General features: G+C 42.2%; 39 protein-coding genes. All 39 read right to left on the bottom strand.

What is annotated here, in order from left to right; translation table 11 throughout:
• Window positions 1–5: 5 nt before the first annotated feature.
• The gene (locus tag AAEO50_RS14280; protein WP_341984956.1) at window positions 6–803 is read right to left on the bottom strand and encodes an energy-coupling factor transporter transmembrane protein EcfT; all 798 of its coding nucleotides are present in this window, start codon (window positions 801–803) and stop codon (window positions 6–8) included.
• Window positions 800–1,669: an energy-coupling factor ABC transporter ATP-binding protein gene (locus tag AAEO50_RS14275; RefSeq protein WP_341984954.1), complete on the bottom strand. Its 870-nt coding sequence runs from the start codon at window positions 1,667–1,669 to the stop codon at window positions 800–802. The genes AAEO50_RS14280 and AAEO50_RS14275 overlap by 4 nt, the downstream gene beginning before the upstream one ends.
• The gene (locus AAEO50_RS14270; protein WP_425383201.1) at window positions 1,645–2,505 is read right to left on the bottom strand and encodes an energy-coupling factor ABC transporter ATP-binding protein; all 861 of its coding nucleotides are present in this window, start codon (window positions 2,503–2,505) and stop codon (window positions 1,645–1,647) included. Before AAEO50_RS14270 ends, AAEO50_RS14275 begins: the two co-directional genes overlap by 25 nt.
• Window positions 2,506–3,144: 639 nt before the next feature.
• Window positions 3,145–3,507: a 50S ribosomal protein L17 gene (gene rplQ, locus AAEO50_RS14265; RefSeq protein ID WP_071617130.1), complete on the bottom strand. Its 363-nt coding sequence runs from the start codon at window positions 3,505–3,507 to the stop codon at window positions 3,145–3,147.
• A gap of 44 nt (window positions 3,508–3,551) precedes the next feature.
• Window positions 3,552–4,496 (bottom strand): DNA-directed RNA polymerase subunit alpha, encoded by a 945-nt coding sequence (locus AAEO50_RS14260; protein WP_032085295.1) that lies wholly within the window; start codon window positions 4,494–4,496, stop codon window positions 3,552–3,554.
• Window positions 4,497–4,669: 173 nt separating this feature from the next.
• A complete protein-coding gene (gene rpsK, locus AAEO50_RS14255) occupies window positions 4,670–5,059 on the bottom strand; it encodes a 30S ribosomal protein S11 (RefSeq protein WP_032085294.1) in 390 nt (129 codons plus the stop codon).
• A 25-nt stretch (window positions 5,060–5,084) separates the two neighbouring features.
• Entirely contained in the window at window positions 5,085–5,450 is a 366-nt protein-coding gene (rpsM, locus tag AAEO50_RS14250) for a 30S ribosomal protein S13 (RefSeq protein WP_341984953.1), read from the bottom strand.
• Window positions 5,451–5,474: 24 nt separating this feature from the next.
• Complete coding sequence (gene rpmJ, locus AAEO50_RS14245) at window positions 5,475–5,588, bottom strand: 50S ribosomal protein L36 (RefSeq protein ID WP_003156543.1); 114 nt, start codon at window positions 5,586–5,588, stop codon at window positions 5,475–5,477.
• A 38-nt stretch (window positions 5,589–5,626) separates the two neighbouring features.
• A complete protein-coding gene (gene infA, locus AAEO50_RS14240) occupies window positions 5,627–5,845 on the bottom strand; it encodes a translation initiation factor IF-1 (RefSeq protein WP_034765945.1) in 219 nt (72 codons plus the stop codon).
• Complete coding sequence (locus AAEO50_RS14235; RefSeq protein WP_341984969.1) at window positions 5,838–6,161, bottom strand: KOW domain-containing RNA-binding protein; 324 nt, start codon at window positions 6,159–6,161, stop codon at window positions 5,838–5,840. Before AAEO50_RS14235 ends, infA begins: the two co-directional genes overlap by 8 nt.
• A 15-nt stretch (window positions 6,162–6,176) precedes the next feature.
• Window positions 6,177–6,923 (bottom strand): type I methionyl aminopeptidase, encoded by a 747-nt coding sequence (gene map / locus AAEO50_RS14230; protein WP_175986367.1) that lies wholly within the window; start codon window positions 6,921–6,923, stop codon window positions 6,177–6,179.
• The gene (locus AAEO50_RS14225) at window positions 6,923–7,573 is read right to left on the bottom strand and encodes an adenylate kinase (protein ID WP_341984787.1); all 651 of its coding nucleotides are present in this window, start codon (window positions 7,571–7,573) and stop codon (window positions 6,923–6,925) included. Before AAEO50_RS14225 ends, map begins: the two co-directional genes overlap by 1 nt.
• 62 nt (window positions 7,574–7,635) lie before the next feature.
• Window positions 7,636–8,928 carry a preprotein translocase subunit SecY gene (secY, locus tag AAEO50_RS14220; RefSeq protein WP_175986364.1) on the bottom strand — a complete coding sequence of 431 codons (1,293 nt, stop codon included), beginning with the start codon at window positions 8,926–8,928 and terminating at the stop codon, window positions 7,636–7,638.
• Window positions 8,928–9,368, bottom strand: coding sequence for a 50S ribosomal protein L15 (gene rplO / locus AAEO50_RS14215; RefSeq protein ID WP_175986362.1), 441 nt, complete (start codon window positions 9,366–9,368; stop codon window positions 8,928–8,930). The genes secY and rplO overlap by 1 nt, the downstream gene beginning before the upstream one ends.
• A 32-nt stretch (window positions 9,369–9,400) precedes the next feature.
• A complete protein-coding gene (gene rpmD / locus AAEO50_RS14210) occupies window positions 9,401–9,583 on the bottom strand; it encodes a 50S ribosomal protein L30 (protein WP_032085287.1) in 183 nt (60 codons plus the stop codon).
• Between the two features lie 13 nt (window positions 9,584–9,596).
• Window positions 9,597–10,097 carry a 30S ribosomal protein S5 gene (rpsE, locus tag AAEO50_RS14205; protein ID WP_175986360.1) on the bottom strand — a complete coding sequence of 167 codons (501 nt, stop codon included), beginning with the start codon at window positions 10,095–10,097 and terminating at the stop codon, window positions 9,597–9,599.
• A gap of 21 nt (window positions 10,098–10,118) precedes the next feature.
• Window positions 10,119–10,481, bottom strand: a complete 363-nt coding sequence (gene rplR / locus AAEO50_RS14200; protein ID WP_341984780.1) for a 50S ribosomal protein L18 — start codon at window positions 10,479–10,481, stop codon at window positions 10,119–10,121.
• Between the two features lie 34 nt (window positions 10,482–10,515).
• Window positions 10,516–11,055, bottom strand: a complete 540-nt coding sequence (gene rplF, locus AAEO50_RS14195; protein WP_175986359.1) for a 50S ribosomal protein L6 — start codon at window positions 11,053–11,055, stop codon at window positions 10,516–10,518.
• A gap of 30 nt (window positions 11,056–11,085) precedes the next feature.
• Entirely contained in the window at window positions 11,086–11,484 is a 399-nt protein-coding gene (gene rpsH / locus AAEO50_RS14190) for a 30S ribosomal protein S8 (RefSeq protein WP_032085283.1), read from the bottom strand.
• Window positions 11,485–11,514: 30 nt separating this feature from the next.
• Window positions 11,515–11,700: a type Z 30S ribosomal protein S14 gene (locus tag AAEO50_RS14185; protein WP_010191505.1), complete on the bottom strand. Its 186-nt coding sequence runs from the start codon at window positions 11,698–11,700 to the stop codon at window positions 11,515–11,517.
• A 24-nt stretch (window positions 11,701–11,724) separates the two neighbouring features.
• Window positions 11,725–12,264 carry a 50S ribosomal protein L5 gene (rplE, locus tag AAEO50_RS14180; RefSeq protein WP_071617122.1) on the bottom strand — a complete coding sequence of 180 codons (540 nt, stop codon included), beginning with the start codon at window positions 12,262–12,264 and terminating at the stop codon, window positions 11,725–11,727.
• Window positions 12,265–12,290: 26 nt separating this feature from the next.
• Entirely contained in the window at window positions 12,291–12,602 is a 312-nt protein-coding gene (gene rplX, locus AAEO50_RS14175) for a 50S ribosomal protein L24 (protein WP_175986357.1), read from the bottom strand.
• Between the two features lie 37 nt (window positions 12,603–12,639).
• Window positions 12,640–13,008, bottom strand: a complete 369-nt coding sequence (gene rplN / locus AAEO50_RS14170; RefSeq protein WP_060674112.1) for a 50S ribosomal protein L14 — start codon at window positions 13,006–13,008, stop codon at window positions 12,640–12,642.
• Window positions 13,009–13,053: 45 nt separating this feature from the next.
• Window positions 13,054–13,317, bottom strand: coding sequence for a 30S ribosomal protein S17 (rpsQ, locus tag AAEO50_RS14165; protein WP_032085279.1), 264 nt, complete (start codon window positions 13,315–13,317; stop codon window positions 13,054–13,056).
• A 20-nt stretch (window positions 13,318–13,337) separates the two neighbouring features.
• Window positions 13,338–13,541 (bottom strand): 50S ribosomal protein L29, encoded by a 204-nt coding sequence (rpmC, locus tag AAEO50_RS14160; RefSeq protein WP_032085278.1) that lies wholly within the window; start codon window positions 13,539–13,541, stop codon window positions 13,338–13,340.
• Window positions 13,531–13,965, bottom strand: coding sequence for a 50S ribosomal protein L16 (gene rplP / locus AAEO50_RS14155; RefSeq protein ID WP_032085277.1), 435 nt, complete (start codon window positions 13,963–13,965; stop codon window positions 13,531–13,533). Before rplP ends, rpmC begins: the two co-directional genes overlap by 11 nt.
• A 2-nt stretch (window positions 13,966–13,967) precedes the next feature.
• The gene (gene rpsC / locus AAEO50_RS14150; protein ID WP_341984764.1) at window positions 13,968–14,624 is read right to left on the bottom strand and encodes a 30S ribosomal protein S3; all 657 of its coding nucleotides are present in this window, start codon (window positions 14,622–14,624) and stop codon (window positions 13,968–13,970) included.
• A gap of 3 nt (window positions 14,625–14,627) precedes the next feature.
• Complete coding sequence (rplV, locus tag AAEO50_RS14145) at window positions 14,628–14,969, bottom strand: 50S ribosomal protein L22 (protein WP_032085275.1); 342 nt, start codon at window positions 14,967–14,969, stop codon at window positions 14,628–14,630.
• A 19-nt stretch (window positions 14,970–14,988) separates the two neighbouring features.
• Window positions 14,989–15,267, bottom strand: a complete 279-nt coding sequence (gene rpsS, locus AAEO50_RS14140; RefSeq protein WP_334219422.1) for a 30S ribosomal protein S19 — start codon at window positions 15,265–15,267, stop codon at window positions 14,989–14,991.
• A 60-nt stretch (window positions 15,268–15,327) separates the two neighbouring features.
• Entirely contained in the window at window positions 15,328–16,158 is an 831-nt protein-coding gene (rplB, locus tag AAEO50_RS14135) for a 50S ribosomal protein L2 (RefSeq protein WP_175986355.1), read from the bottom strand.
• Between the two features lie 30 nt (window positions 16,159–16,188).
• Window positions 16,189–16,473 carry a 50S ribosomal protein L23 gene (rplW, locus tag AAEO50_RS14130; protein ID WP_098353388.1) on the bottom strand — a complete coding sequence of 95 codons (285 nt, stop codon included), beginning with the start codon at window positions 16,471–16,473 and terminating at the stop codon, window positions 16,189–16,191.
• A complete protein-coding gene (gene rplD / locus AAEO50_RS14125) occupies window positions 16,473–17,096 on the bottom strand; it encodes a 50S ribosomal protein L4 (RefSeq protein WP_341984757.1) in 624 nt (207 codons plus the stop codon). The genes rplW and rplD overlap by 1 nt, the downstream gene beginning before the upstream one ends.
• A 30-nt stretch (window positions 17,097–17,126) precedes the next feature.
• Window positions 17,127–17,759, bottom strand: a complete 633-nt coding sequence (gene rplC / locus AAEO50_RS14120; protein WP_341984755.1) for a 50S ribosomal protein L3 — start codon at window positions 17,757–17,759, stop codon at window positions 17,127–17,129.
• 34 nt (window positions 17,760–17,793) lie between these two features.
• Complete coding sequence (rpsJ, locus tag AAEO50_RS14115; RefSeq protein ID WP_007085291.1) at window positions 17,794–18,102, bottom strand: 30S ribosomal protein S10; 309 nt, start codon at window positions 18,100–18,102, stop codon at window positions 17,794–17,796.
• Between the two features lie 769 nt (window positions 18,103–18,871).
• Window positions 18,872–20,062 carry an elongation factor Tu gene (tuf, locus tag AAEO50_RS14110; RefSeq protein WP_334219427.1) on the bottom strand — a complete coding sequence of 397 codons (1,191 nt, stop codon included), beginning with the start codon at window positions 20,060–20,062 and terminating at the stop codon, window positions 18,872–18,874.
• Window positions 20,063–20,192: 130 nt separating this feature from the next.
• Entirely contained in the window at window positions 20,193–22,271 is a 2,079-nt protein-coding gene (gene fusA, locus AAEO50_RS14105) for an elongation factor G (protein ID WP_341984753.1), read from the bottom strand.
• A gap of 49 nt (window positions 22,272–22,320) precedes the next feature.
• Window positions 22,321–22,791 carry a 30S ribosomal protein S7 gene (gene rpsG, locus AAEO50_RS14100; protein WP_064091212.1) on the bottom strand — a complete coding sequence of 157 codons (471 nt, stop codon included), beginning with the start codon at window positions 22,789–22,791 and terminating at the stop codon, window positions 22,321–22,323.
• 44 nt (window positions 22,792–22,835) lie between these two features.
• Window positions 22,836–23,258, bottom strand: coding sequence for a 30S ribosomal protein S12 (rpsL, locus tag AAEO50_RS14095; RefSeq protein ID WP_032085266.1), 423 nt, complete (start codon window positions 23,256–23,258; stop codon window positions 22,836–22,838).
• Window positions 23,259–23,357: 99 nt separating this feature from the next.
• Window positions 23,358–23,606, bottom strand: a complete 249-nt coding sequence (locus tag AAEO50_RS14090; protein WP_341984749.1) for a 50S ribosomal protein L7ae-like protein — start codon at window positions 23,604–23,606, stop codon at window positions 23,358–23,360.
• Between the last annotated feature and the right edge of the window lie 104 nt (window positions 23,607–23,710).

The following is a 23,710-nucleotide window of genomic DNA, read 5'->3' as shown; positions in this document are numbered from 1 at the left end:
TCCCCCTATCCTCTGAAGAGTAGTAACAAGACTGTCAGGATGCCAAGCACCACCAGGGCGCCTGTATCTTTCTTATGCCAGGAAAGAAGCCTGTATTTCGTTCTTCCTTCGCCGCCTTGATAACCCCTTGCTTCCATCGCCGTCGCCAGGTCCTCAGCGCGCTTGAACGCACTTACAAATAACGGTATCAGCAATGGGATGATTGCCTTGATGCGTTCTTTGACCGGCCCGGAAGAGAACTCTGCCCCCCTGGCCATCTGCGCTTTCATGATTTTATCCGTTTCCTCCATCAGGGTCGGGATGAACCGTAACGAGATCGACATCATTAGCGCAAGTTCATGGACGGGGAACTTCACCTTGCGCAGCGGGTTCAATAATGTTTCCAACCCGTCGGTGATTGTGATTGGGGACGTCGTCAGCGTCAGCAAGGATGTGATCAGGATCAGGTAAAAGAAACGCAGGGATATGAATATCCCCTGACGCAGCCCTTCCTCATGAACCTTAAGGAATCCAAGATCCAGGATGACCCCGCCTTCCTTTGTAAAGAATACATGCAGAAAAAACGTAAACAAGATCAGCCATAGAATGGGCTTCAGCCCTCCGATGATGAACCGGATGGGAAGATTGGAAAAGATGAGTGCAGTAAGCGTAAAAGCTCCTAAAATGGCATAGGTGACCAAGTTGTCGGCTAAAAATACAACACATATAAAACCGAATATAAAGAGCAGCTTCGATCTTGGATCCATGCTGTGAAGAATCGAATTTGCCGGTACATAACGTCCGAATATCATCTTCTCCATCATAGGGGGTTACCTCCCTTATCAAGGGTACGGATGGCATCAGCGAGTTCTTCAATCGTCAAACAGGTGACCCCGAGCTTCCTGCCGATGCGCTCTTCCAGCTTAAACTGGAAGCGGACCACATCTGGTACATCCAGTCCCATTTCAAATAATTCCTCTGGATTAGAGAAAATCTCTTGTGGGGCACCCTTTCTCTTTAGGCGTCCCTTCTGCATGATGACAATCTCATCTGCATAATGAGCAGCGTCCTCCATGCTGTGCGTGACAAGAATGGTGGTCAAGCCTTTCTCTTTATGAAGATCATAGAACATATCCATGATCTCACGCTGCCCACGGGGATCAAGTCCTGCAGTGGGCTCGTCCAATACGATCACATCCGGATTCATTGCAAGTACCCCTGCAATGGCGACCCTTCTCATCTGCCCGCCTGAAAGGTCAAATGGAGACTTCTGAAGGATGTCCTCTGAAAGTCCAACCTTCACGATCAGTTCCTTCGCTCTTTCTTTAGCCTCTTCTTCAGATATGCCAAAATTCATCGGACCGTAGCAAATATCTTTCAGTACGGTTTCTTCAAACAATTGATGTTCCGGAAACTGAAAGACAATCCCGACGTTTTGTCTGATTGGTTTCAGGCTCTTCAACTTTTTATCAGGGCTGATTGTATATTCCCCTACATTCACTATTCCCGATGTCGGCTTTAACAAGGCATTCAGATGCTGAAGAAGGGTCGACTTGCCTGAACCAGTATGACCGATGACACCCAAAAACTGACCGGAAGGAATGGAGAGATTGATATCTTCAAGGGCCAGTTTTTCAAATGGGGTTTTATAAGAGTACCGATATTCTACTTGTTGAAATGAGATTTGCATAACTCGATCACCAGCTCTTCTTCTGTAAAATATGTGGCAGGTAATGGTATACCCGCATTCTTCAATGCTCCTGAAAGCTTTATGGTAAAAGGTGAATCAAGCCCCAATTTCTTTAATTCATCCTCCAGCAGGAAAATCTCTTGAGGGGTTCCTTCCTTAAAGACTTTTCCCTTGTTCAGTACAATGATCCGATCGGCCTTTGCTGCTTCTTCAAGGTCATGGGTAATCGAAATTACGGTCAAATTCTCTTTTTCCTTAAGAATCCTTACCGTCTCGAGTACTTCTTTCTTTCCCTTCGGATCAAGCATCGATGTGGATTCATCCAAGATGATGATATCCGGCTGAAGGGCCACCACTCCTGCAATTGCCACACGCTGCTTCTGTCCGCCTGATAAATGGTGCGGCTCTTGATCAAGAAAATCTTCCATATGGACACGCTTTAAAGCGTCACCTACTCTTTGCACCATCGTTTCATAGGGTACTCCATGGTTTTCTAACCCAAAAGCCACATCATCTTCGACTGTAGCACCGACAAACTGATTATCTGGATTTTGAAAGACCATTCCAATCTTGGAGCGGATATCCCAGATCGTCTCTTCTTCTAAGGCGATTCCATCTACTGTAACGTCACCCTTTTCAGGAAAGTGCAGGCCGTTCAGCATCTTGGCAAGCGTCGATTTACCAGAACCATTATGCCCGACAATCGCAAGCCACTCACCCTGCTCTACATGAAGATTGATTCCCTCCAGAGCATAAGCTTGCTGATCCGGATAACGAAAATACACATCATTCACACTAATCAACTCTCGCACAATACATACCTCCTCTATGCTCATCAATACTCAGCTGTATATATTAACTCTGCTCGGCTTTTTTCTTATAAGAACAGATTGTTTTTATTTTAGAACATTTTCTATATATTAAACTGTTTTCAGCTATTGATTGGAGTGGAAGGCGAAGACTCCTGCGGGAAAAGCGAGGCAGGTGAGATTTGTCCAGCTCCAAGGCTTAGAGGCACATGTCATAAGTCAACTCGTCCAAGAAGGCAAAGAACGCCTTCGTGGCCGAGTCGCCCTATGCCACCCGCCTCTGACCAAAGCCTTTTCGCTTTTCTAACCCGCAGGAGCGAATGCGACGAGAAGGCTCACCGGCCGCCCGCGGAAAGCGAAGCCTTCCACGGAAATCAATAGCGGTATAAAGAAGTGTTATATAATTCAATAAATAAATAATAGCAAAATTCCATATAAATAAAAAAAAGCCTGCACCCCGACCAAAGAAAAGATACCTTTTCTTGTTCATCCATGAACAGCTTCTATCGTTATAGAAGTTGGAAGGGGCGCACGAGCTAGACGAGTCAGCCGTGCTGCTCATCGTAACGCTCTGCTTTTCATCATCAATCATGCACTTATACAAAAAGGGCAAAGAAGCAGTTAAGGATTAACTGTCCCGCCCTTAATGTTAGTAGTCACGAATTATTAAACTAATTCGATGATTGCCATTGGAGCACCGTCACCACGGCGAGGACCAACCTTCATAATGCGAGTATATCCGCCTTGACGCTCGTTGTAACGAGGAGCGATGTCAGAGAATAACTTTTGAAGAGCATCTTGGTTGTTTTCAGCGTTTGCAATTTCTTTACGAATGAATGCAGCAGCTTGACGACGTGCGTGAACATCACCACGTTTACCTAATGTGATCATCTTTTCCACAACTGAACGAAGCTCTTTCGCGCGAGTTTCAGTCGTTTCGATACGCTCATTGATGATTAGGTCAGTAGCTAAATCACGTAGCATTGCTTTACGTTGGGCACTAGTACGTCCTAACTTTCTGTAAGCCATTAAGGGTTCCCTCCTTTGTTGAAACTATATATCTAAAATGATAATCAATCGTCTTTACGTAATCCTAATCCAAGGTCTTCAAGTTTAACTTTAACCTCTTCAAGTGATTTACGTCCTAGGTTACGCACTTTCATCATATCTTCTTCAGTCTTGTTAGCAAGCTCTTGAACAGTGTTGATTCCAGCACGCTTCAGGCAGTTGTAAGAACGAACAGAAAGATCTAATTCTTCGATCGTCATCTCAAGAACTTTTTCTTTTTGATCTTCTTCTTTTTCTACCATGATTTCAGCATTCTGCGCTTCATCTGTAAGGCCAACGAAAATATTTAAGTGTTCTGTCAGAATCTTAGCACCTAAAGAAATCGCTTCTTTCGGTCCAATACTTCCATCAGTCCATACATCAAGAGAAAGCTTATCATAGTTCGTCATTTGACCAACACGAGTATTTTCTACTTGATAATTAACGCGTGAAACTGGAGTGTAAATAGAATCGATTGGGATCACACCGATAGGAAGATCCTCACGTTTGTTTTGGTCAGCAGGTCTGTATCCACGTCCGCGGGATGCGCTTAAACGCACACGGAAGTGACCACTTTTAGATAATGTGGCAATGTGTAAATCAGGATTTAACACTTCCACATCACTATCATGAGTAATATCAGCAGCTGTAACGACCCCTTCACCCTGCACATCAATTTCAAGCGTCTTCTCTTCATCAGAGTAAATCTTTAACGCTAGCTTTTTGATATTCAAAATGATGGATGTGACATCCTCTACGACGCCTTCAATTGTTGAAAACTCATGCAGTACTCCATCTATTTGAATAGATGTGACAGCGGCACCTGGGAGTGACGATAATAGGATACGACGTAAGGAGTTACCCAAAGTTGTACCATATCCACGCTCAAGTGGTTCTACGACGAACTTTCCATATGTGGCATCATCGCTGATCTCAACCGTTTCAATTTTTGGTTTTTCAATTTCGATCATTAATATTTACCCTCCTTCAAAACGTCGAAACTCCGGGCTAAATAATATGAAGTCCGAAATTCCCCATGTTTACGTTCCCTATTGTGCACCAACAACTGGTTACCTTTTTCTGAATGAACGTATTTTGTATCATATCCCATTATAGACAACGATACAAAATTTATACAGAAAAATTAAACGCGGCGACGTTTTGGCGGACGGCATCCGTTATGAGGAACTGGAGTAACGTCTCTGATTGCAGTAACTTCAAGACCAGCAGCTTGAAGAGCACGGATAGCAGCTTCACGTCCAGCTCCAGGGCCTTTAACTGTTACTTCAAGAGTTTTTAAACCGTGTTCCTGGGAAGCTTTTGCAGCAGTTTCAGCAGCCATTTGTGCTGCGAAAGGAGTGGATTTACGAGAACCTCTGAATCCTAGTGAACCTGCACTTGACCATGCAACAGCGTTTCCGTGAACATCAGTGATAGTTACGATTGTATTATTGAATGTAGAACGAATGTGTGCAATACCAGCTTCGATATTCTTTTTCACACGACGTTTACGAGTGTTTGTTTTACGTGCCATACTAAGAAGTAACCTCCTTTACCTATTATTTTTTCTTGTTTGCTACAGTCTTACGAGGACCTTTACGTGTACGAGCGTTGTTCTTCGTATGTTGTCCACGAACAGGTAGTCCACGACGGTGACGAAGACCGCGGTATGAACCGATTTCCATAAGACGTTTGATGTTTAGAGAGATCTCACGACGAAGATCACCTTCAACCTTTAATTTATCAACGATATCACGAATCTTTCCTAGTTCGTCTTCAGTTAGATCGCGAACGCGAGTATCTTCAGAGACACCAGCTTCAGAAAGAATTTGTGACGCAGTATTTTTACCAATACCGTAGATGTATGTTAATGAAATGACAACACGTTTGTCACGTGGAATGTCTACACCAGCAATACGTGCCATAGTGATAGCGCACCTCCTTTTAGTTTAGCCTTGTTTTTGTTTGTGTTTAGGGTTTTCACAGATAACCATGACTTTACCTTTTCTGCGGATAACTTTACATTTTTCGCAGATTGGCTTAACAGATGGTCTAACTTTCATCTTATTCTAACCTCCTTAATAGTACGGAGTGCAATGAATTATTTATAACGATAAGTGATTCTACCACGAGTTAAGTCATACGGTGATAATTCAACTGTCACCTTGTCACCAGGTAGGATACGGATGAAGTGCATACGAATCTTTCCTGAAACATGTGCCAGAACTGTATGACCATTTTCTAATTCTACCTTAAACATTGCGTTAGGCAAAGTCTCAGCGACTTTCCCTTCCACTTCAATTACATCATCCTTAGCCATCGAACATGTCTCCCTTCTTCTCATCAATTAAAACTTCATTTACAAACTTTGAAACAGCATAGCGCAGTTTACCGTTCGTAACTTTTCCTGTTTCTATAATACTGTTATGAACTTCTGGAGAAACATAGTCAAACAGTTGAAGATGCCCGATATTCTTTCGCTTGGCGCGATCAAATTTACGTTTATCTCCGTCTGCTATGAGTACAAAACGTTCATCCAATTGCTGAACAACGACCGAATACGAACCAGCCTCCCTGCCTTTAAGAGGCAGAACAATCTGACCTATACTCGGAACCGCCGAATCTGACTCGATCAATCCAATCACCTTCACTTAGGCTTTCGTCAATATCTCATAGCCTTCTTCAGTAATTGCAATGGTGTGTTCAAAGTGCGCACACATTTTATCATCAACTGTCACGACTGTCCAGTTATCTGATAACGTTCTAACATATCGACTTCCTGCATTAACCATTGGTTCAATAGCCAGTACCATGCCAGGCTTTAAGCGAGGACCTTTGTTAGGCGGTCCATAATGAGGAATCTGAGGGTCCTCATGTAAGTCTTGACCAACTCCGTGTCCTACATACTCTCGAACGATAGAAAAGCCATTTGCTTCAACAAAAGTTTGAATACTATGAGAGATATTCGACAGACGTTCGCCTGGTTTAGCTTCCTTAAGCCCCAGATATAAAGATTCCTCTGTTACATCGAGAAGCTTCCGGGTTTCATCGTCAATCTTCCCAACTGGATAAGTCCAGGCCGAGTCGCCATGATAGCCGTTATATTTTGCACCGATATCGATACTGATAATGTCGCCGTCTTTTAACACCCGATCTCCCGGAATTCCATGAACCAGTTCGTTGTTGACTGAGGCACAGATGCTGCCACGAAACCCATTATACCCTTTAAAAGATGGAATTGCATCATGTTTACGAATGAATTTCTCAGCAATTGCATCCAATTCATTCGTCGTAATTCCTGGTGAAATATACTTTTGCAATTCCGCATGAGTCAGTGCCACAATCCTGCCGGCTTGGCGCATGATCTCAATCTCTCTCGGAGTTTTACAAATGATCATTATGAAAGGCCTCCAAGTAATACATCGATGTCAGCAAACACTTTATCGATGTCTTGTTGACCGTCAATGTTTTTGAGATAGCCTTTATCTTCGTAGTATGCCAAAAGTGGTTGGGTTTGTTTGATGTTTACGTCCAGACGATTTTGAACTGTTTCTTCATTATCATCAGCACGCTGATACAATTCTCCGCCGCAGCGGTCACAAACGCCCTCTTCTTTTGGTGGATTAAAGACAAGATGATAAGTAGCGCCGCACTCTTTACAGATTCTGCGACCTGTCAAACGCCCCATCAGGATGTCCTTATCTACATCTATATTGATGACATAATTCATCTTTTTACCAAGATCAGTAAGGATGTTTTCAAGTGCCTCTGCCTGAGCGACCGTTCTTGGGAAGCCATCAAGTAAGAAGCCTTTGCCACAATCCTCTTTGCTTAAACGTTCACGGACAATTCCGATTGTTACTTCATCAGGAACAAGATCGCCGTTATCCATGAATGATTTAGCTTTCAAGCCAAGCTCAGTGCCGTCTTTAATCGCAGCACGGAACATATCACCAGTCGAAATATGAGGGATACCATATTTTTCAACGATTTTCTCAGCTTGAGTGCCTTTTCCTGCGCCTGGTAAGCCCATAAGAACGATATTCACTCGAACTCCCCCTCAAATGTCTATAAAATGGCTTCAGGAACAGAACGTTCCCGAAAACCCTCTTATTTAATGAACCCTTTGTAGTGACGTTTCACCAGCTGTGCTTCCAATTGTTTCATCGTCTCAAGCGCAACACCAACGACGATCAAGAGACTTGTTCCGCCAATTTGTGCCGCAGGCGGCAGTCCAGCGAAGTTAATGAAGAACACTGGAAGAATGGAGATCACTGATAAGAAAATAGCCCCTACAAATGTTAGGCGGTACAGAACGCGAGTGAGATACTCCTGAGTGGTTTTACCTGGACGGATACCAGGAATATATCCACCTTGCTTCTTCAAGTTTTCCGCCATTTGTTCCGGATTCACTTGAATGAAAGCATAGAAGTAAGTAAAGGCAATGATCAATGCAACATAGATGATCATACCAACCGGCTTCGTGTAATCAAAAATGTACTGAATCGTACTGGTCACATCATTTTCTCCGAAGAAAGTAGAAATGGTCTGTGGAGTGATGATAAAAGAAATCGCGAAGATTACTGGAATAACACCCGCAGCATTTACTTTCAAAGGAAGATGCGTTGATTGTCCGCCAACCGGACTGCGTCCCACTAAACGTTTTGCATATTGAATCGGAATTTTACGAAGTGCTTGTTGAATAAACACTGTACCAACAACGATTGCAATAACTGCCAATACTAAAAGTGCAAGAACGACAATGCGAAGGAATAGTTGTTCACCTGCTCCTTCGATTTGTTGAGCATAAATTTGGTTTACAGTGTTAGGAATCGCAGCTACGATACCTGCAAAGATCAGGATCGAGATACCATTTCCAACACCTTTAGCTGTGATTTGTTCACCCAGCCACATAAGAAAAGCCGTACCGGCTGTTAATACCAATGCGATTAACAAGTACGTGCTTACTCCAGGACTTTGGATAAGCATTCCACCATAAATCCGGTTAAAGCCGTAGGACATACCCAGAGCTTGGATGAAACCAAGAATAATCGTGAAATAACGAGTGAACTGAGCTAATTTACGGCGGCCTACTTCACCTTGCTTCGACCATTCAGTGAACTTTGGAACTACATCCATTTGAAGCAGCTGAACGATGATCGAAGCTGTGATGTAAGGCATGATTCCCATCGCGAAGATGGAGAAGTTCTGCAGCGCACCACCGCCAAATGTATTCAGGAATCCGAGAATTCCTGCCTGGTCTTGCATCTTTAGTACATTTGCGTCAACGTTTGGCACCGGAATAAAGGTACCAAGACGGAAGACGACTAACATTAAAAGGGTGAAGATAATTTTATTTCTTATATCACCCACGCGCATAAAATTGGAGATAGTTTGAAACATTAGATCACCTCGGATGTACCGCCAGCAGCTTCAATAGCTTCTTTAGCAGTGGTTGAGAATTTGTGTGCTTTTACTGTAAGCTTTTTCTCGATTGAACCTTTACCAAGAATCTTAATTCCTGCTTTTTCGTTACTTACTAAACCAGTTTCAACTAGTAAAGTCGGAGTAACTTCTGTACCATCTTCGAAGCGATTTAATGCGTCAAGATTGACGATTGCATATTCTTTACGGTTGATATTAGTGAAACCACGCTTAGGTAAACGTTGGAATAAAGGAGTTTGACCACCTTCGAATCCAGGACGTACTCCTCCACCAGAACGAGCGTTTTGTCCTTTATGACCTTTACCAGCAGTTTTACCATTACCAGAACCAATTCCACGTCCTACACGGTTGCGGACTTTACGTGAACCTTCTGCAGGTTGTAACTCATGTAATTTCATGTCGGCACCTCCTTATTATCGAAACAACTCGATTATTTTTCTGTTACCGTTACAAGGTGAGCAACTTTGTTGATCATACCGCGGATAGCAGCATTATCTTGTTGCTCAACTGTTTGGTGCATTTTGCGAAGTCCTAAAGCTTCAACCGTTTTACGTTGATCTTGCGGACGACCAATAACACTTCGAGTGAGGGTAATTTCTAGTTTGTTAGCCATCGTTATCCCTCCCTTATCCTAATAGTTCTTCTACTGATTTACCACGTAATTTAGCTACGTCTTCAGCACGCTTTAGTTGTTTTAAACCTTCGATTGTTGCACGAACCATGTTAATTGGAGTGTTGGATCCTAGTGATTTAGAAAGGATATCTTGTACCCCAGCTAATTCTAGTACCGCACGAACAGGTCCACCAGCAATAATTCCTGTACCCGCAGAAGCAGGCTTGATAAGAATTTGACCAGCACCAAATCGTCCAGTTACTACGTGTGGAGTTGTACCTCCAACCATAGGAACTTCAATTAGATTTTTCTTCGCATCTTCAATCGCTTTACGGATTGCATCAGGAACCTCTTGAGCTTTACCAGTTCCGAAACCAACGTGACCGTTTTTATCGCCTACTACTACAAGAGCAGCGAAACGGAAACGACGTCCACCTTTAACAACTTTCGCAACACGATTGATTGTAACTACGCGTTCTTCAAATTCTAGTTTGCTTGGATCAATACGACGCATCTGGATTGTCCCTCCTTTTTATTAAAATTCTAAGCCGTTTTCACGAGCTGATTCAGCTAAAGCTTTGATACGGCCATGATATAAATATCCACCACGGTCAAATACTACAGATTTTAAACCTTTATCTGCTGCACGTTTCGCAACTAGTTCTCCAACTTTCTCTGCTGCTTCAACAGTGTTAGTGGATTCTAATCCGAAATCTTTATCTTTAGAAGATGCACTTGCAAGAGTAACACCGTTCATATCATCGATAATTTGAGCATAGATGTTTTTGTTAGAACGGAAAACGTTCAGACGAGGACGAGTTTCAGTTCCAGTAATTTTAGAACGTACACGAGCATGTCTCTTCTTACGCGTTTTGTTCTTATCTGGCTTAGTAATCACCTACGGTCACTCCTTTCTTATTGCCTACGCGGCATTATTTACCTGTTTTACCTTCTTTACGACGAACATATTCACCTTCGTAGCGAATACCTTTTCCTTTGTAAGGCTCAGGAGAGCGTACTGCACGAATGTTAGCTGCTAATGCACCAACACGTTCTTTATCGATACCTTTGATTGAGATCTTAGTGTTTGATGGTACTTCGATCTCGATGCCTTTTTCAGCTTCGATCTCAACTGGGTGAGAGTACCCTACGTTAAGGACAAGCTTAGCACCTTGTTTTTGAGCACGGTAACCTACACCGACAAGCTCAAGATTTCTTTCGAATCCTTTAGATACACCTTCAACCATGTTCGCGATAAGGGCACGAGTTGTACCGTGTAACGCGCGGTGTTCTTTTGCATCAGAAGGACGAGTGATTGTTACTGTGTTACCTTCTAATTCTACTTTAATATCAGAACTGAATGTACGAGAAAGTTCACCTTTAGGTCCTTTTACAGTTACTAGGTTATCTTCACCTACTGTAAGAGTAACGTCAGATGGCATTTCGATAGGCTGTTTTCCTACACGTGACATCCTGTTGCACCTCCATTCATTTAAAAACTATTACCAAACGTAAGCTAATACTTCTCCGCCCACTTGTTGTGCACGAGCTTCTTTATCAGTTAAAACACCTTGAGAAGTGGAAACAAGTGCGATACCTAATCCGTTTAATACTTTAGGTACTTCTGTAGATTTTGCATATACACGCAAACCTGGTTTAGAGATACGCTTTAATCCAGTGATTACGCGCTCATTGTTTGCTCCATATTTTAAGAAAATGCGGATAACACCTTGTTTGTTATCTTCAACATATTCTACGTCACGTACGAAACCTTCACGTTTGAGGATTTCAGCGATTTCTTTCTTGATGTTAGAAGCAGGAACTTCCAGTCTTTCGTGACGAACCATGTTCGCATTACGGATGCGAGTAAGCAAATCTGCAATTGGATCTGTCATTGTCATAATAATTTACCTCCTTCCCAATATAGGGTATTACCAACTAGCTTTCTTAACGCCAGGAATCTGACCCTTGTATGCAAGTTCACGGAAACAAATACGGCAAAGCTTGAATTTACGGATTACTGAATGAGGACGTCCGCAACGTTCACAACGTGTGTACGCTTGAACATTATGCTTTGGCGTGCGTTTTTGTTTCGCAATCATTGATTTTTTAGCCACATTTTCGCCTCCCTTATATAGCGATTACTTTTGAAATGGCATTCCGATTTGAGTCAATAACTCACGTGCTTCTTCATCTGAATTAGCAGTAGTTACGATAACAATATCCATACCACGTACTTTAGATACTTTATCATAGTCAATCTCAGGGAAAATCAATTGCTCTTTTACTCCAAGAGTGTAGTTACCGCGACCGTCGAATGCTTTCTTAGAAACACCGCGGAAGTCACGTACACGTGGAAGAGAAACAGAAATTAATTTATCTAAGAATTGGTACATACGCTCTCCGCGAAGAGTAACTTTTGCACCGATTGGCATACCTTCACGAAGGCGGAAGCCAGCGATAGATTTCTTTGCTTTCGTTACAACTGGTTTTTGACCAGTGATTTGTGTCAATTCATCAACTGCTACATCAAGAGCCTTTGAGTTTTGAACAGCATCACCGATACCCATGTTTACAACGATCTTTTCAACTTTAGGTACTTCCATTACTGATTTGTAATTGAATTTGCTCACTAGAGCTGGACTGATTTCACTTTGGAATTTTTCTTTTAGGCGGTTCATCCAGAATACCTCCCTTCTTTATAGAACTATTTATCTAGAACTTCACCTGATTTTTTTGCTACACGTACTTTTTTGCCGTCTTCCGTTTTATAACCTACACGAGTTGCCTCGTTAGATTTCGGATCTAATAGCATTACGTTTGATACGTGGATAGATGCTTCTTGGCTGATGATACCGCCTTGTGGGTTCATCTGTGAAGGCTTGGCGTGTTTTTTCACAACGTTGATTCCTTCAACCAGCACTCGGTCTTTCTTAGGGAACGCAGCAAGAACTTCACCAGTTTTGCCTTTGTCTTTCCCAGTAATGACCACTACTTTATCGCCTTTTTTTACATGCATTTCATCGCACCTCCTTGAATGGCCCAATGCTAATCTATTAAAGAACTTCTGGAGCTAAAGATACAATTTTCATAAAGTTGCTGTCACGTAATTCACGAGCGACAGGTCCGAAGATACGAGTTCCACGTGGTCCTTTGTCGTCACGGATGATTACACATGCGTTCTCATCGAATTTGATGTAAGTACCGTCTTGACGGCGTACACCAGACTTAGTACGAACGACAACTGCTCTAACTACGTCACCTTTTTTAACAACGCCACCTGGTGTTGCTTGTTTTACTGTACATACGATTACATCACCGATGTTAGCGGTCTTACGTCCAGAACCACCAAGAACTTTAATCGTTAATACTTCACGAGCACCAGAGTTGTCAGCAACTTTTAAACGTGATTCTTGTTGAATCATGTAGGTTACCTCCCTTCGGAATAAAAAATTATCCGAGCAAATATATTAGATAATAACTGCTTTTTCAACAACTTCTACTAAACGGAAACGTTTCGTAGCAGATAGTGGACGAGTCTCCATGATACGTACGATATCGCCTACTTTTGCTTCGTTGTTCTCATCATGAGTTTTAAACTTCTTAGAGTACTTTACGCGCTTGCCGTATAGAGAATGCTTTTTATAAGTTTCTACCATAACCGTTACTGTTTTATCCATTTTGTCGGAAACAACACGGCCAGTGTAAACCTTACGTTGGTTGCGGTCACTCATTTAAGCAAACCTCCTCTCATTTATCGATTGTTAACCCCGATCTCTCTTTCACGGATTACAGTTTTCATACGAGCGATCCCTTTGCGGACTTCACGGATGCGGGCTGTGTTTTCAAGTTGGCCAGTCGCAAGTTGGAAGCGAAGGTTAAATAACTCTTCTTTCAGAGTTTTTACTTTTTGTTCTATTTCAGCAGTGGTTAGGTCACGAATCTCATTAGTTTTCATTTGATTCACCACCAATTTCTTCTCGTTTTACAAACTTGCATTTTACAGGAAGTTTGTGTGCTGCAAGACGAAGAGCTTCACGAGCAACCTCTTCAGAAACACCAGCTACTTCAAACATGATTTTTCCAGGCTTAACTACTGCTACCCAACCTTCAGGAGCCCCTTTACCAGAACCCATACGTACTTCTAAAGGCTTAGCAGTGTAAGGTTTGTGAGGGAAGATTTTAATCCATACTTTACCGCCACGTTTCATGTAACGAGTCATAGCGATACGAGCAGATTCGATTTGACGGTTAGTGATCCAAGAAGCTTCTGTAGCTTGTAAACCGTATTCACCGAATGCAACTTCTTGACCGCCTTTAGCACGACCACGCATTTTACCACGGTGTTCGCGACGATGTTTAACGCGTTTAGGTAATAACATAATTATTTGCCTCCTTCCTCAGATTTCTTTCTTGTAGGAAGAACTTCTCCACGGTAGATCCATACTTTAACACCAAGCTTACCGTAAGTAGTGTCCGCTTCTTCATGAGCATAGTCAATGTCAGCGCGTAGAGTATGAAGTGGAACAGTACCTTCACTGTAATGTTCAGCACGAGCGATGTCAGCTCCGCCTAGACGACCAGATACTTGTGTTTTGATTCCTTTTGCACCAGCACGCATCGCACGTTGGATCGCTTGCTTTTGAGCACGACGGAATGAAACACGGTTTTCTAATTGACGAGCAATGTTTTCTGCTACCAATTTAGCATCAACGTCAGCTCTTTTGATTTCAACGATATTGATGTGTACACGTTTTGAAGTCAGTTCGTTAAGAGCTTTACGAAGAGCTTCAACTTCAGTACCACCTTTACCGATAACCATACCAGGTTTAGCTGTATGAACAGTAATGTTGATACGGTTCGCAGCGCGTTCGATTTCTACTTTAGAAACAGATGCGTCTGCTAAACGTTTTGCAATATATTCACGTACTTTTAAGTCTTCGTGTAAAAGTGTAGCGTAATCTTTGTCTGCGTACCATTTAGACTCCCAATCACGAATTATACCGACACGAAGTCCGACCGGATGTACTTTTTGACCCACGGATTATCCCTCCTTCTTTTCTGATACTACAAGTGTAATGTGACTTGTACGTTTGTTGATTTGACTTGCACGACCCATCGCACGTGGACGGAAACGTTTAAGTGTTGGTCCTTCATTTACATAAGCCTCAGTAACGATAAGGCTGTTAATATCCATGTCATAGTTATGCTCTGCGTTTGCGATAGCAGATTTAAGTACTTTTTCAACGACTGGTGAAGCTGCCTTAGGCGTGTGCTTAAGAATCGCAACTGCTTCCCCAACTTGCTTACCTCGGATTAGATCGATGACTAAACGTACTTTACGAGGAGCAATACGTACTGTTCTAGCAACAGCTTTTGCTTGCATTAGGATACCCTCCTCTCAATTAGCGTCTTGTTTTCTTATCATCACTTGCATGACCTTTGTAAGTACGAGATGGTGCGAATTCACCAAGCTTGTGTCCTACCATGTCTTCAGTGACGTATACAGGTACATGTTTACGACCATCGTAAACTGCGATAGTGTGACCGATGAATGCTGGGAAGATCGTTGAACGACGAGACCAAGTTTTTACAACTTTCTTGCCTTCGGTTTCGTTCAATTTTTCTACCTTGCTCATTAAATGATCATCAACAAAAGGTCCCTTTTTTAAGCTACGACCCATGTTTGAACCTCCCTTCGTGATTGGTCTACGGCTCTAGATGCGAACCGTAGTTCAACCCCGTTATTTTTTGCGACGACGCACAATAAATTTATCTGATTTGTTGTTCTTCTTACGAGTCTTGTATCCAAGAGTCGGTTTGCCCCAAGGAGACATTGGTGATTTACGTCCGATTGGCGCACGTCCTTCACCACCACCGTGTGGGTGATCGTTAGGGTTCATGACAGAACCACGAACAGTTGGGCGCTTGCCTAACCAGCGGGAACGTCCAGCTTTACCGATGTTGATAAGTTCGTGCTGTTCATTTCCAACTTGACCTACAGTTGCGCGGCAAGCAGAAAGGATCATACGAGTTTCACCAGAGTTAAGACGAACAAGAACGTATTTACCTTCTTTACCAAGTACTTGTGCAGATGTTCCAGCAGAACGTACAAGCTGTCCACCTTTACCTGGTTTAAGTTCGATATTGTGTACTACTGTACCAACAGGGATGTTGATAAGTGGTAACGCATTACCTGTTTTGATATCTGCTTCAGGTCCAGACATTACTTCCATACCTACTTCGATTGACTTAGGTGCAAGGATGTAACGCTTTTCTCCATCAGCGTAGTTGATTAGTGCAATATTTGCAGAGCGGTTCGGATCGTATTCGATCGTAGCAACGCGTCCAGGTATACCATCTTTATCACGCTTGAAATCGATGATACGGTATTGACGCTTATGACCGCCGCCTTGATGACGAACTGTTAACTTACCTTGGTTGTTACGGCCACCCTTTTTGTGCAGGGGTGCTAAAAGTGACTTTTCCGGAGAATCCGTAGTGATTTCAGCGAAATCAGATGAAGTCATGCCGCGACGACCATTAGAGGTAGGTTTGTACTTTTTAATCGCCATGTTTTTCCCTCCTCTTCTTAATTAAGTGAATTATACTTCAAAGAATTCGATTTCTTTACTGTCAGCAGTAAGTTTAACGATTGCTTTACGACGCTTGTTAGTGTAACCAGCGTGTTTACCCATACGCTTGAACTTACCTTTGTAGTTCATGATGTTAACTTTTTCAACTTTTACGTCAAAGATTTCTTGAACAGCGTCTTTAACTTGAGTTTTGTTCGCTCTAGTATCTACTTCGAACGTATACTTTTTCTCAGACATTAGGTCTGTAGAAGCTTCTGTAATTACGGGGCGCTTAATGATTTCACGTACATCCATTATGCAAGCACCTCCTCTACTTTTTCAACAGCTGATTTAGTCATCACTAGTTTGTCATGTCCTAATACATCAAGAACGCTGATTCCATCTGCAGGAACGACTGTTACACCAGGGATGTTACGAGCTGAAAGTGCTACGTTTTCGTCAAGACCATCAGTAACGACTAATGTTTTAGCGTTAACAGAAAGACCTTTAAGAACGTTAGCAAATTCTTTTGTTTTTGGAGCATCAAATGATAATGCTTCTAATACTAAGATGTTTTCTTCTACTACTTTAGAAGAAAGCGCAGATTTGATCGCTAAGCGACGAACCTTCTTAGGTAATTTATAGCTGTAGCTGCGTGGAACTGGTCCAAATACAACTCCGCCGCCGCGCCATTGTGGAGAACGGATTGACCCTTGACGAGCACGACCTGTTCCTTTTTGACGCCATGGTTTACGTCCACCGCCACGTACTTCAGAACGATTTTTCACTTTATGATTTCCTTGACGTAATGAAGCTCTTTGCATTAATACTGCTTCAAAGAGTACATGTTTGTTTGGTTCGATACCAAATACAGAATCACTAAGTTCGATATCACCGACTTTAGAACCTGTTTGGTTAAATAATGCTACTTTCGGCATTCTTATTTCCTCCTTTCCTGGAAAGTTCTATTATTTAGCTGCTTTGATAGCTGTTTTAACTTTGATCAGTTGTTTCTTAGGTCCAGGTACATTACCTTTAACTAAGATAAGGTTGCGTTCTGCATCCACTTTTACGATCTCAAGGTTTTGAATCGTAATTTGTTCTCCGCCCATACGTCCAGGTAGTAATTTACCTTTGAATACACGGTTCGGATCGACAGGACCCATTGAACCAGGACGACGATGATAACGGGAACCGTGGGACATAGGTCCGCGAGATTGGTTATGACGCTTGATAGCACCTTGGAAACCTTTCCCTTTCGATACTCCTGTTACATCTACTACATCGCCTGCAGCGAAAATATCAACTTTGACTTCTTGACCAACTTCGTACTCTTCTACGTTTACACCGCGGATTTCACGGATGAAGCGCTTAGGAGCAGTTTCAGCTTTAGCAACATGGCCTTTCGCCGGTTTGTTAGAAAGCTTTTCGCGTTTGTTTTCGAAACCTACTTGGATCGCTTCATAGCCATCAACTTCAGTAGTTTTCTTTTGAAGAACAACGTTTTGAGCAGCTTCGATAACTGTTACCGGGATAAGATCACCGTTTTCAGCAAAAACTTGAGTCATACCGATCTTTCTTCCTAAGATTCCTTTGGTCATAAGTCACACCTCCTGTTAATTTGTTTTTATAAGATTAAAGTTTGATTTCGATATCTACACCAGATGGTAAGTCTAAACGCATAAGCGCATCAACTGTCTGTGGTGTCGGGTTCACAATGTCGATTAAGCGTTTGTGTGTACGCATCTCGAATTGCTCACGAGAATCTTTGTATTTGTGCACAGCACGTAAGATTGTGTAAACAGACTTTTCTGTCGGTAGTGGGATCGGTCCAGAAACCGCCGCACCAGAACGTTTTGCTGTTTCAACAATTTTCTCAGCTGATTGATCAAGAATTCTGTGATCATAAGCCTTTAAACGAATACGAATCTTTTGTTTTGCCATTATTTTCCCTCCTTTTTCGCCTATTTTTGAATAGACATTCTCCATGGAAATTTCCCACACACTCGCCATGGCAAAGCGGCCGGGTGTGTCAGCAACCTTCCATTTCATCGCAGTCAAAGACCAACATTGTCTATTATAACTAAAACACCTAGAAGATGCAAGAGTTTCTTGCAAAATCTATATGTTTCGCACACTTTCTCTATTATACAAACTGAGTGGCTGAAATTCAAGTGGATGGGGAGTTTTCATAATATTTAATAATGAAGTATGGGAGAAGATTTGCGGTGGATCGAGATGGTTTTTTTGTTGGTACTATTTATATAGAAGAAAGTCGTCTTTTAGATGGGAAGTTTTATTTTGCATTTGGGGTTTGGGGCTTGGGGTTTGCGGTTTAATGATGAAGAGGCGGCGGCAGGTGTTGGGGGTTTTTTATGATTGATTGTTATCCAGTTAAAGGTTGATTTAGAATAATTCTTAAAAGATCATAAAAAAGGAAGTAAGATCATAAATTCATAAAAAAGATCATAAAATCGGATTCAGGATCATAAAACGCAGAACTGGATCGTAAATCGATGAACACTTAGATTTACAGCACAGTATGAACAGTAATTATCAGCTCCAGATATAAAATTGTCTTCATTCCCTTCTTTAACTGTGCATTACTACTATTATTCCTTACCATATTCTCTACCTAATCATATTCACAACCAGCTAAAATACATAAAAAAACAGATGGACAAAAAGTCCATCTGTTTTATATCATCAAAGATTACTCAGTGATAGTTGCTACTACTCCAGCACCTACAGTACGTCCACCCTCACGGATAGAGAACTTAGTACCTTCTTCGATAGCGATTGGAGCGATAAGCTCAACAGTCATTTCGATGTTATCGCCAGGCATAACCATTTCTACACCTTCAGGAAGGTTACAGATACCAGTTACGTCAGTTGTACGGAAGTAGAACTGAGGGCGGTAGTTAGTGAAGAATGGAGTGTGACGTCCACCTTCTTCTTTAGAAAGAACATAAACTTCTGCTTTGAACTTTGTGTGTGGAGTGATTGTACCTGGCTTAGCAAGTACTTGTCCACGTTGGATATCTTCACGAGCTACCCCACGAAGTAGAGCACCGATGTTGTCTCCAGCTTCAGCATAGTCAAGAAGCTTACGGAACATTTCTACACCTGTTACAGTAGTAGATTTAGGCTCTTCAGAAAGACCGATGATGTCGATAGTGTCTCCAACTTTAACTTGTCCACGCTCAACACGACCAGTAGCAACTGTACCACGACCTGTGATTGAGAATACATCCTCAACAGGCATCATGAATGGCTTTTCAGTGTCACGCTCTGGAGTTGGGATGTAGCTATCTACAGCTTCCATAAGTTCGTAGATTTTTTCTTCCCACGCAGGATCTCCTTCAAGAGCTTTAAGAGCAGAACCTTTGATTACTGGTACGTCATCACCAGGGAAATCGTACTCAGAAAGAAGGTCACGTACTTCCATTTCTACTAATTCAAGTAGCTCTTCGTCGTCTACCATGTCACATTTGTTCATGAATACAACTAGGTAAGGTACACCTACTTGACGAGAAAGAAGGATGTGCTCACGAGTTTGTGGCATTGGACCATCAGCAGCAGATACTACTAGGATACCACCGTCCATTTGCGCAGCACCAGTGATCATGTTTTTAACATAGTCAGCGTGTCCTGGGCAGTCTACGTGTGCATAGTGACGAGTGTCAGTTTCGTACTCAACGTGTGCAGTAGAGATTGTGATTCCACGCTCTCTTTCTTCTGGTGCACCATCGATTTGGTCATAAGCCATTGCAGTTCCACGGCCATACTTCTTGTGAAGTGTAGTTGTGATTGCAGCAGTTAAAGTTGTTTTACCATGGTCAACGTGACCGATTGTACCGATATTCGCATGTTGCTTGGAACGATCAAATTTTTCCTTACCCATTTGAAAATCCTCCTTTAATTTTAAAAGAAATAAGTATATTGTTAGGTCATTTTCAGAAGTGGATTTCTCCACTCCTGAAAAAATTAAAGCTTACAATAGTATTTATACTTTATAAAAATGAATAAATCAATTATTCACCTTTATTTTTTTTGATGATTTCTTCAGAAATCGACTTAGGTACTTCTTCGTAATGGTCGAAGTGCATGGAGTATGTTCCGCGCCCTTGTGTGTTAGAACGAAGGGAAGTTGCATATCCAAACATTTCTGATAGTGGTACGAACGCTTTAACGACTTGTGCGTTACCGCGTGCTTCCATACCTTCTACACGTCCACGACGGGAAGTTACGTCACCCATGATATCTCCAAGGTATTCCTCAGGGATAACAACCTCTACCTTCATCATTGGCTCAAGGATTACCGGCTTACATTTAGAAGCGGCATTCTTAAGTGCCATTGAAGCAGCGATCTTAAACGCCATTTCAGAGGAGTCAACATCATGGTATGAACCATCGAATAATTTTGCTTTAACATCAACAAGTGGGAAACCGGCAAGCACACCATTTTCAAGTGCATCTTGAAGACCGGCTTGTACTGCAGGGATGTATTCACGTGGAACTACACCACCAACGATACCGTTCTCGAATTCGAATCCTTTACCTTCTTCGTTAGGCGCGAATTCGATCCAAACGTGTCCGAATTGTCCACGTCCACCAGATTGACGAGCAAACTTACCTTCAACTCTAGCCGTATCACGGAAAGTCTCACGGTAAGATACTTGAGGAGCACCTACGTTTGCTTCTACTTTGAATTCACGTTTCATACGGTCAACGATGATATCTAAGTGAAGCTCACCCATACCTGCGATGATAACTTGTCCAGTTTCCTGGTCAGTATGCGCACGGAATGTCGGATCTTCCTCTTGAAGTTTTTGCAGGGCAGTAGTCATTTTATCTTGGTCAGCCTTTGATTTAGGCTCAACAGATAAAGAGATAACCGGCTCTGGGAATACCATTGACTCAAGAATAACAAGATTCTTTTCATCGCATAGTGTATCACCAGTACTTGTATCTTTAAGACCAACTGCTGCTGCGATATCCCCAGCGTGAACGCTTGAGATCTCTTCACGGGAGTTAGCGTGCATTTGCAGGATACGTCCTACACGCTCACGCTTGCCTTTAGAAGAGTTTCTTACGTATGAACCTGATTCTAAGATACCAGAGTAAACACGGAAGAATGTTAATTTACCAACATAAGGGTCAGTTGCAACTTTGAACGCCAATGCAGAGAATGGAGCATCGTCTGAAGATGGACGAGTTACTTCTTCTTCTGTTTCAGGAACAAAGCCTTTGATATCTTCAACGTCTGTCGGCGCTGGAAGATAGTCGATAACTGAGTCAATTAGTAATTGAACCCCTTTGTTTTTGAAGGCAGATCCACAGACTACAGGATAGAACTCTACAGTTAGAGTTGCAGTACGGATAGCTGCTTTAAGCTCATCATTTGTAAGCTCTTCGCCTTCTAGGTATTTCATCATTAACTCTTCATCAAGTTCAGAAACTGCTTCAATTAATTTTCCGCGGTATTCTTCAGCTTGATCTTTGTACTCTTCAGGAATGTCACGAGCTTCTGCACGTGTTCCAAGGTCATCTTCATAGTAGTAAGCTTTCATTTCTACTAAGTCGATGATACCTTCGAAATCATCCTCAGCACCGATTGGCAGCTGGATTGGATGTGCATTCGCTTGTAAACGTTCATGAAGCGTCCCAACAGAGTAAAGGAAGTCAGCACCGATTTTGTCCATTTTGTTAACGAACACAACACGGGGAACCCCGTAAGTTGTTGCTTGGCGCCAAACCGTTTCAGTTTGAGGCTCAACACCTGATTGAGCATCAAGAACTGCTACTGCACCATCAAGTACACGCAGGGAACGTTCAACTTCAACAGTGAAGTCTACGTGTCCAGGTGTATCGATGATGTTGATACGATGGCCTTTCCATTGAGCTGTTGTCGCAGCAGATGTGATCGTGATACCACGCTCTTGCTCCTGCTCCATCCAGTCCATTTGAGAAGCACCTTCGTGAGTTTCTCCAATTTTATGGATACGACCAGTGTAAAATAGGATACGCTCAGTTGCAGTTGTTTTACCGGCATCGATGTGTGCCATGATACCGATATTACGAGTGTTTTCTAAGGAGAACTCTCTTGGCATGTGGTCTTTCTCCTTCCTTATATGAGTGTGATTTGTTGTTAATTAAAGATTACCAGCGATAGTGAGCAAACGCTTTGTTCGCTTCAGCCATCTTGTGAGTATCTTCACGCTTCTTAACAGAAGCACCAGTGTTATTAGCTGCATCAAGGATTTCGTTAGCTAAACGCTCTTCCATAGTCTTCTCACCGCGAAGACGAGAGTAGTTTACTAACCAACGAAGACCTAAAGTCGTACGACGCTCAGGGCGAACCTCAACAGGTACTTGGTAGTTTGAACCACCAACACGACGGGCTTTAACTTCCAATACCGGCATGATATTTTTCAAAGCTGCATCGAATACTTCCATTGCATCTTTCCCAGAACGCTCGCTGATAAGATCAAACGCAGCGTATAATTTCTTTTGAGCTTTACCTCTTTTACCGTCAATCATGATTTTGTTGATTAAACGGGTAACTAATTTAGAATTGTACATTGGATCAGGTAAAACGTCTCTTTTTGCTACAGGACCTTTACGTGGCATGTGATTTCCTCCTTTCAATGAGAAATGAATCTATTATTGTTTTATTATTTTTTAGCTGCTTTAGGGCGCTTAGTTCCGTATTTAGAACGTCCTTGCATACGGCCTTCAACTCCAGCTGTATCAAGCGCACCACGTACGATATGATAACGTACTCCCGGTAAATCCTTTACACGTCCTCCACGGATAAGCACGACACTGTGCTCTTGAAGGTTGTGCCCGATACCAGGAATGTAAGCAGTAACCTCGATTCCATTTGTCAAACGAACACGTGCATATTTACGTAAAGCCGAGTTCGGTTTCTTTGGAGTCATCGTACCTACACGAGTACATACACCACGTTTTTGTGGAGAAGACAAGTTCGTGTGCACTTTCTTAAAGCTGTTATAACCTTTGTTAAGTGCTGGTGACTTAGACTTTGTAGATTTTGACTGACGAGGCTTGCGAACTAATTGGTTAATAGTTGGCATTTTGTTTTCCTCCCTTCTAACTTGGTAAGCCCACACATCCAGGTGGTTCATTTTTGGGTAAAAGTAAAGTCTTTGCAGATATCGTCTACAAAAACTATTTTACTGTATAATCGCAACAGCTGCCGCTCCAACATCTATTCCGCACGATTTGCCAAGCTTCTTCATAGAATCCACTTTGTTCACCGTCACTTCAAGATCATTAGCAGCCTGCACTACTTTCGCTATTACCTTGGGATCAGCATCTTCCGCAATAACAACTTCCAGTACATGACCATTCTTCAGAGCTTTCACTGCTTGCTTTGTCCCTACAATAATTTCTTTCGCCTGTGATACTTTTTCATAAGACATTTGATATCCTCCAAAGCAGCAGGTTATTAATAGGAGCAACCTTGAATATATTATCATCTTAAAATTACTATGTCAACACAGAATTAAAAGATTTATAAAAGCTA

The organism is Rossellomorea oryzaecorticis, from assembly GCF_038405515.1.
Taxonomy (GTDB): Bacteria; Bacillota; Bacilli; order Bacillales; family Bacillaceae_B; genus Rossellomorea; species Rossellomorea oryzaecorticis_A.
The sequence above is the reverse complement of the archived record's forward strand: the minus strand, read 5'-3'. Positions and strand labels throughout refer to the sequence as shown.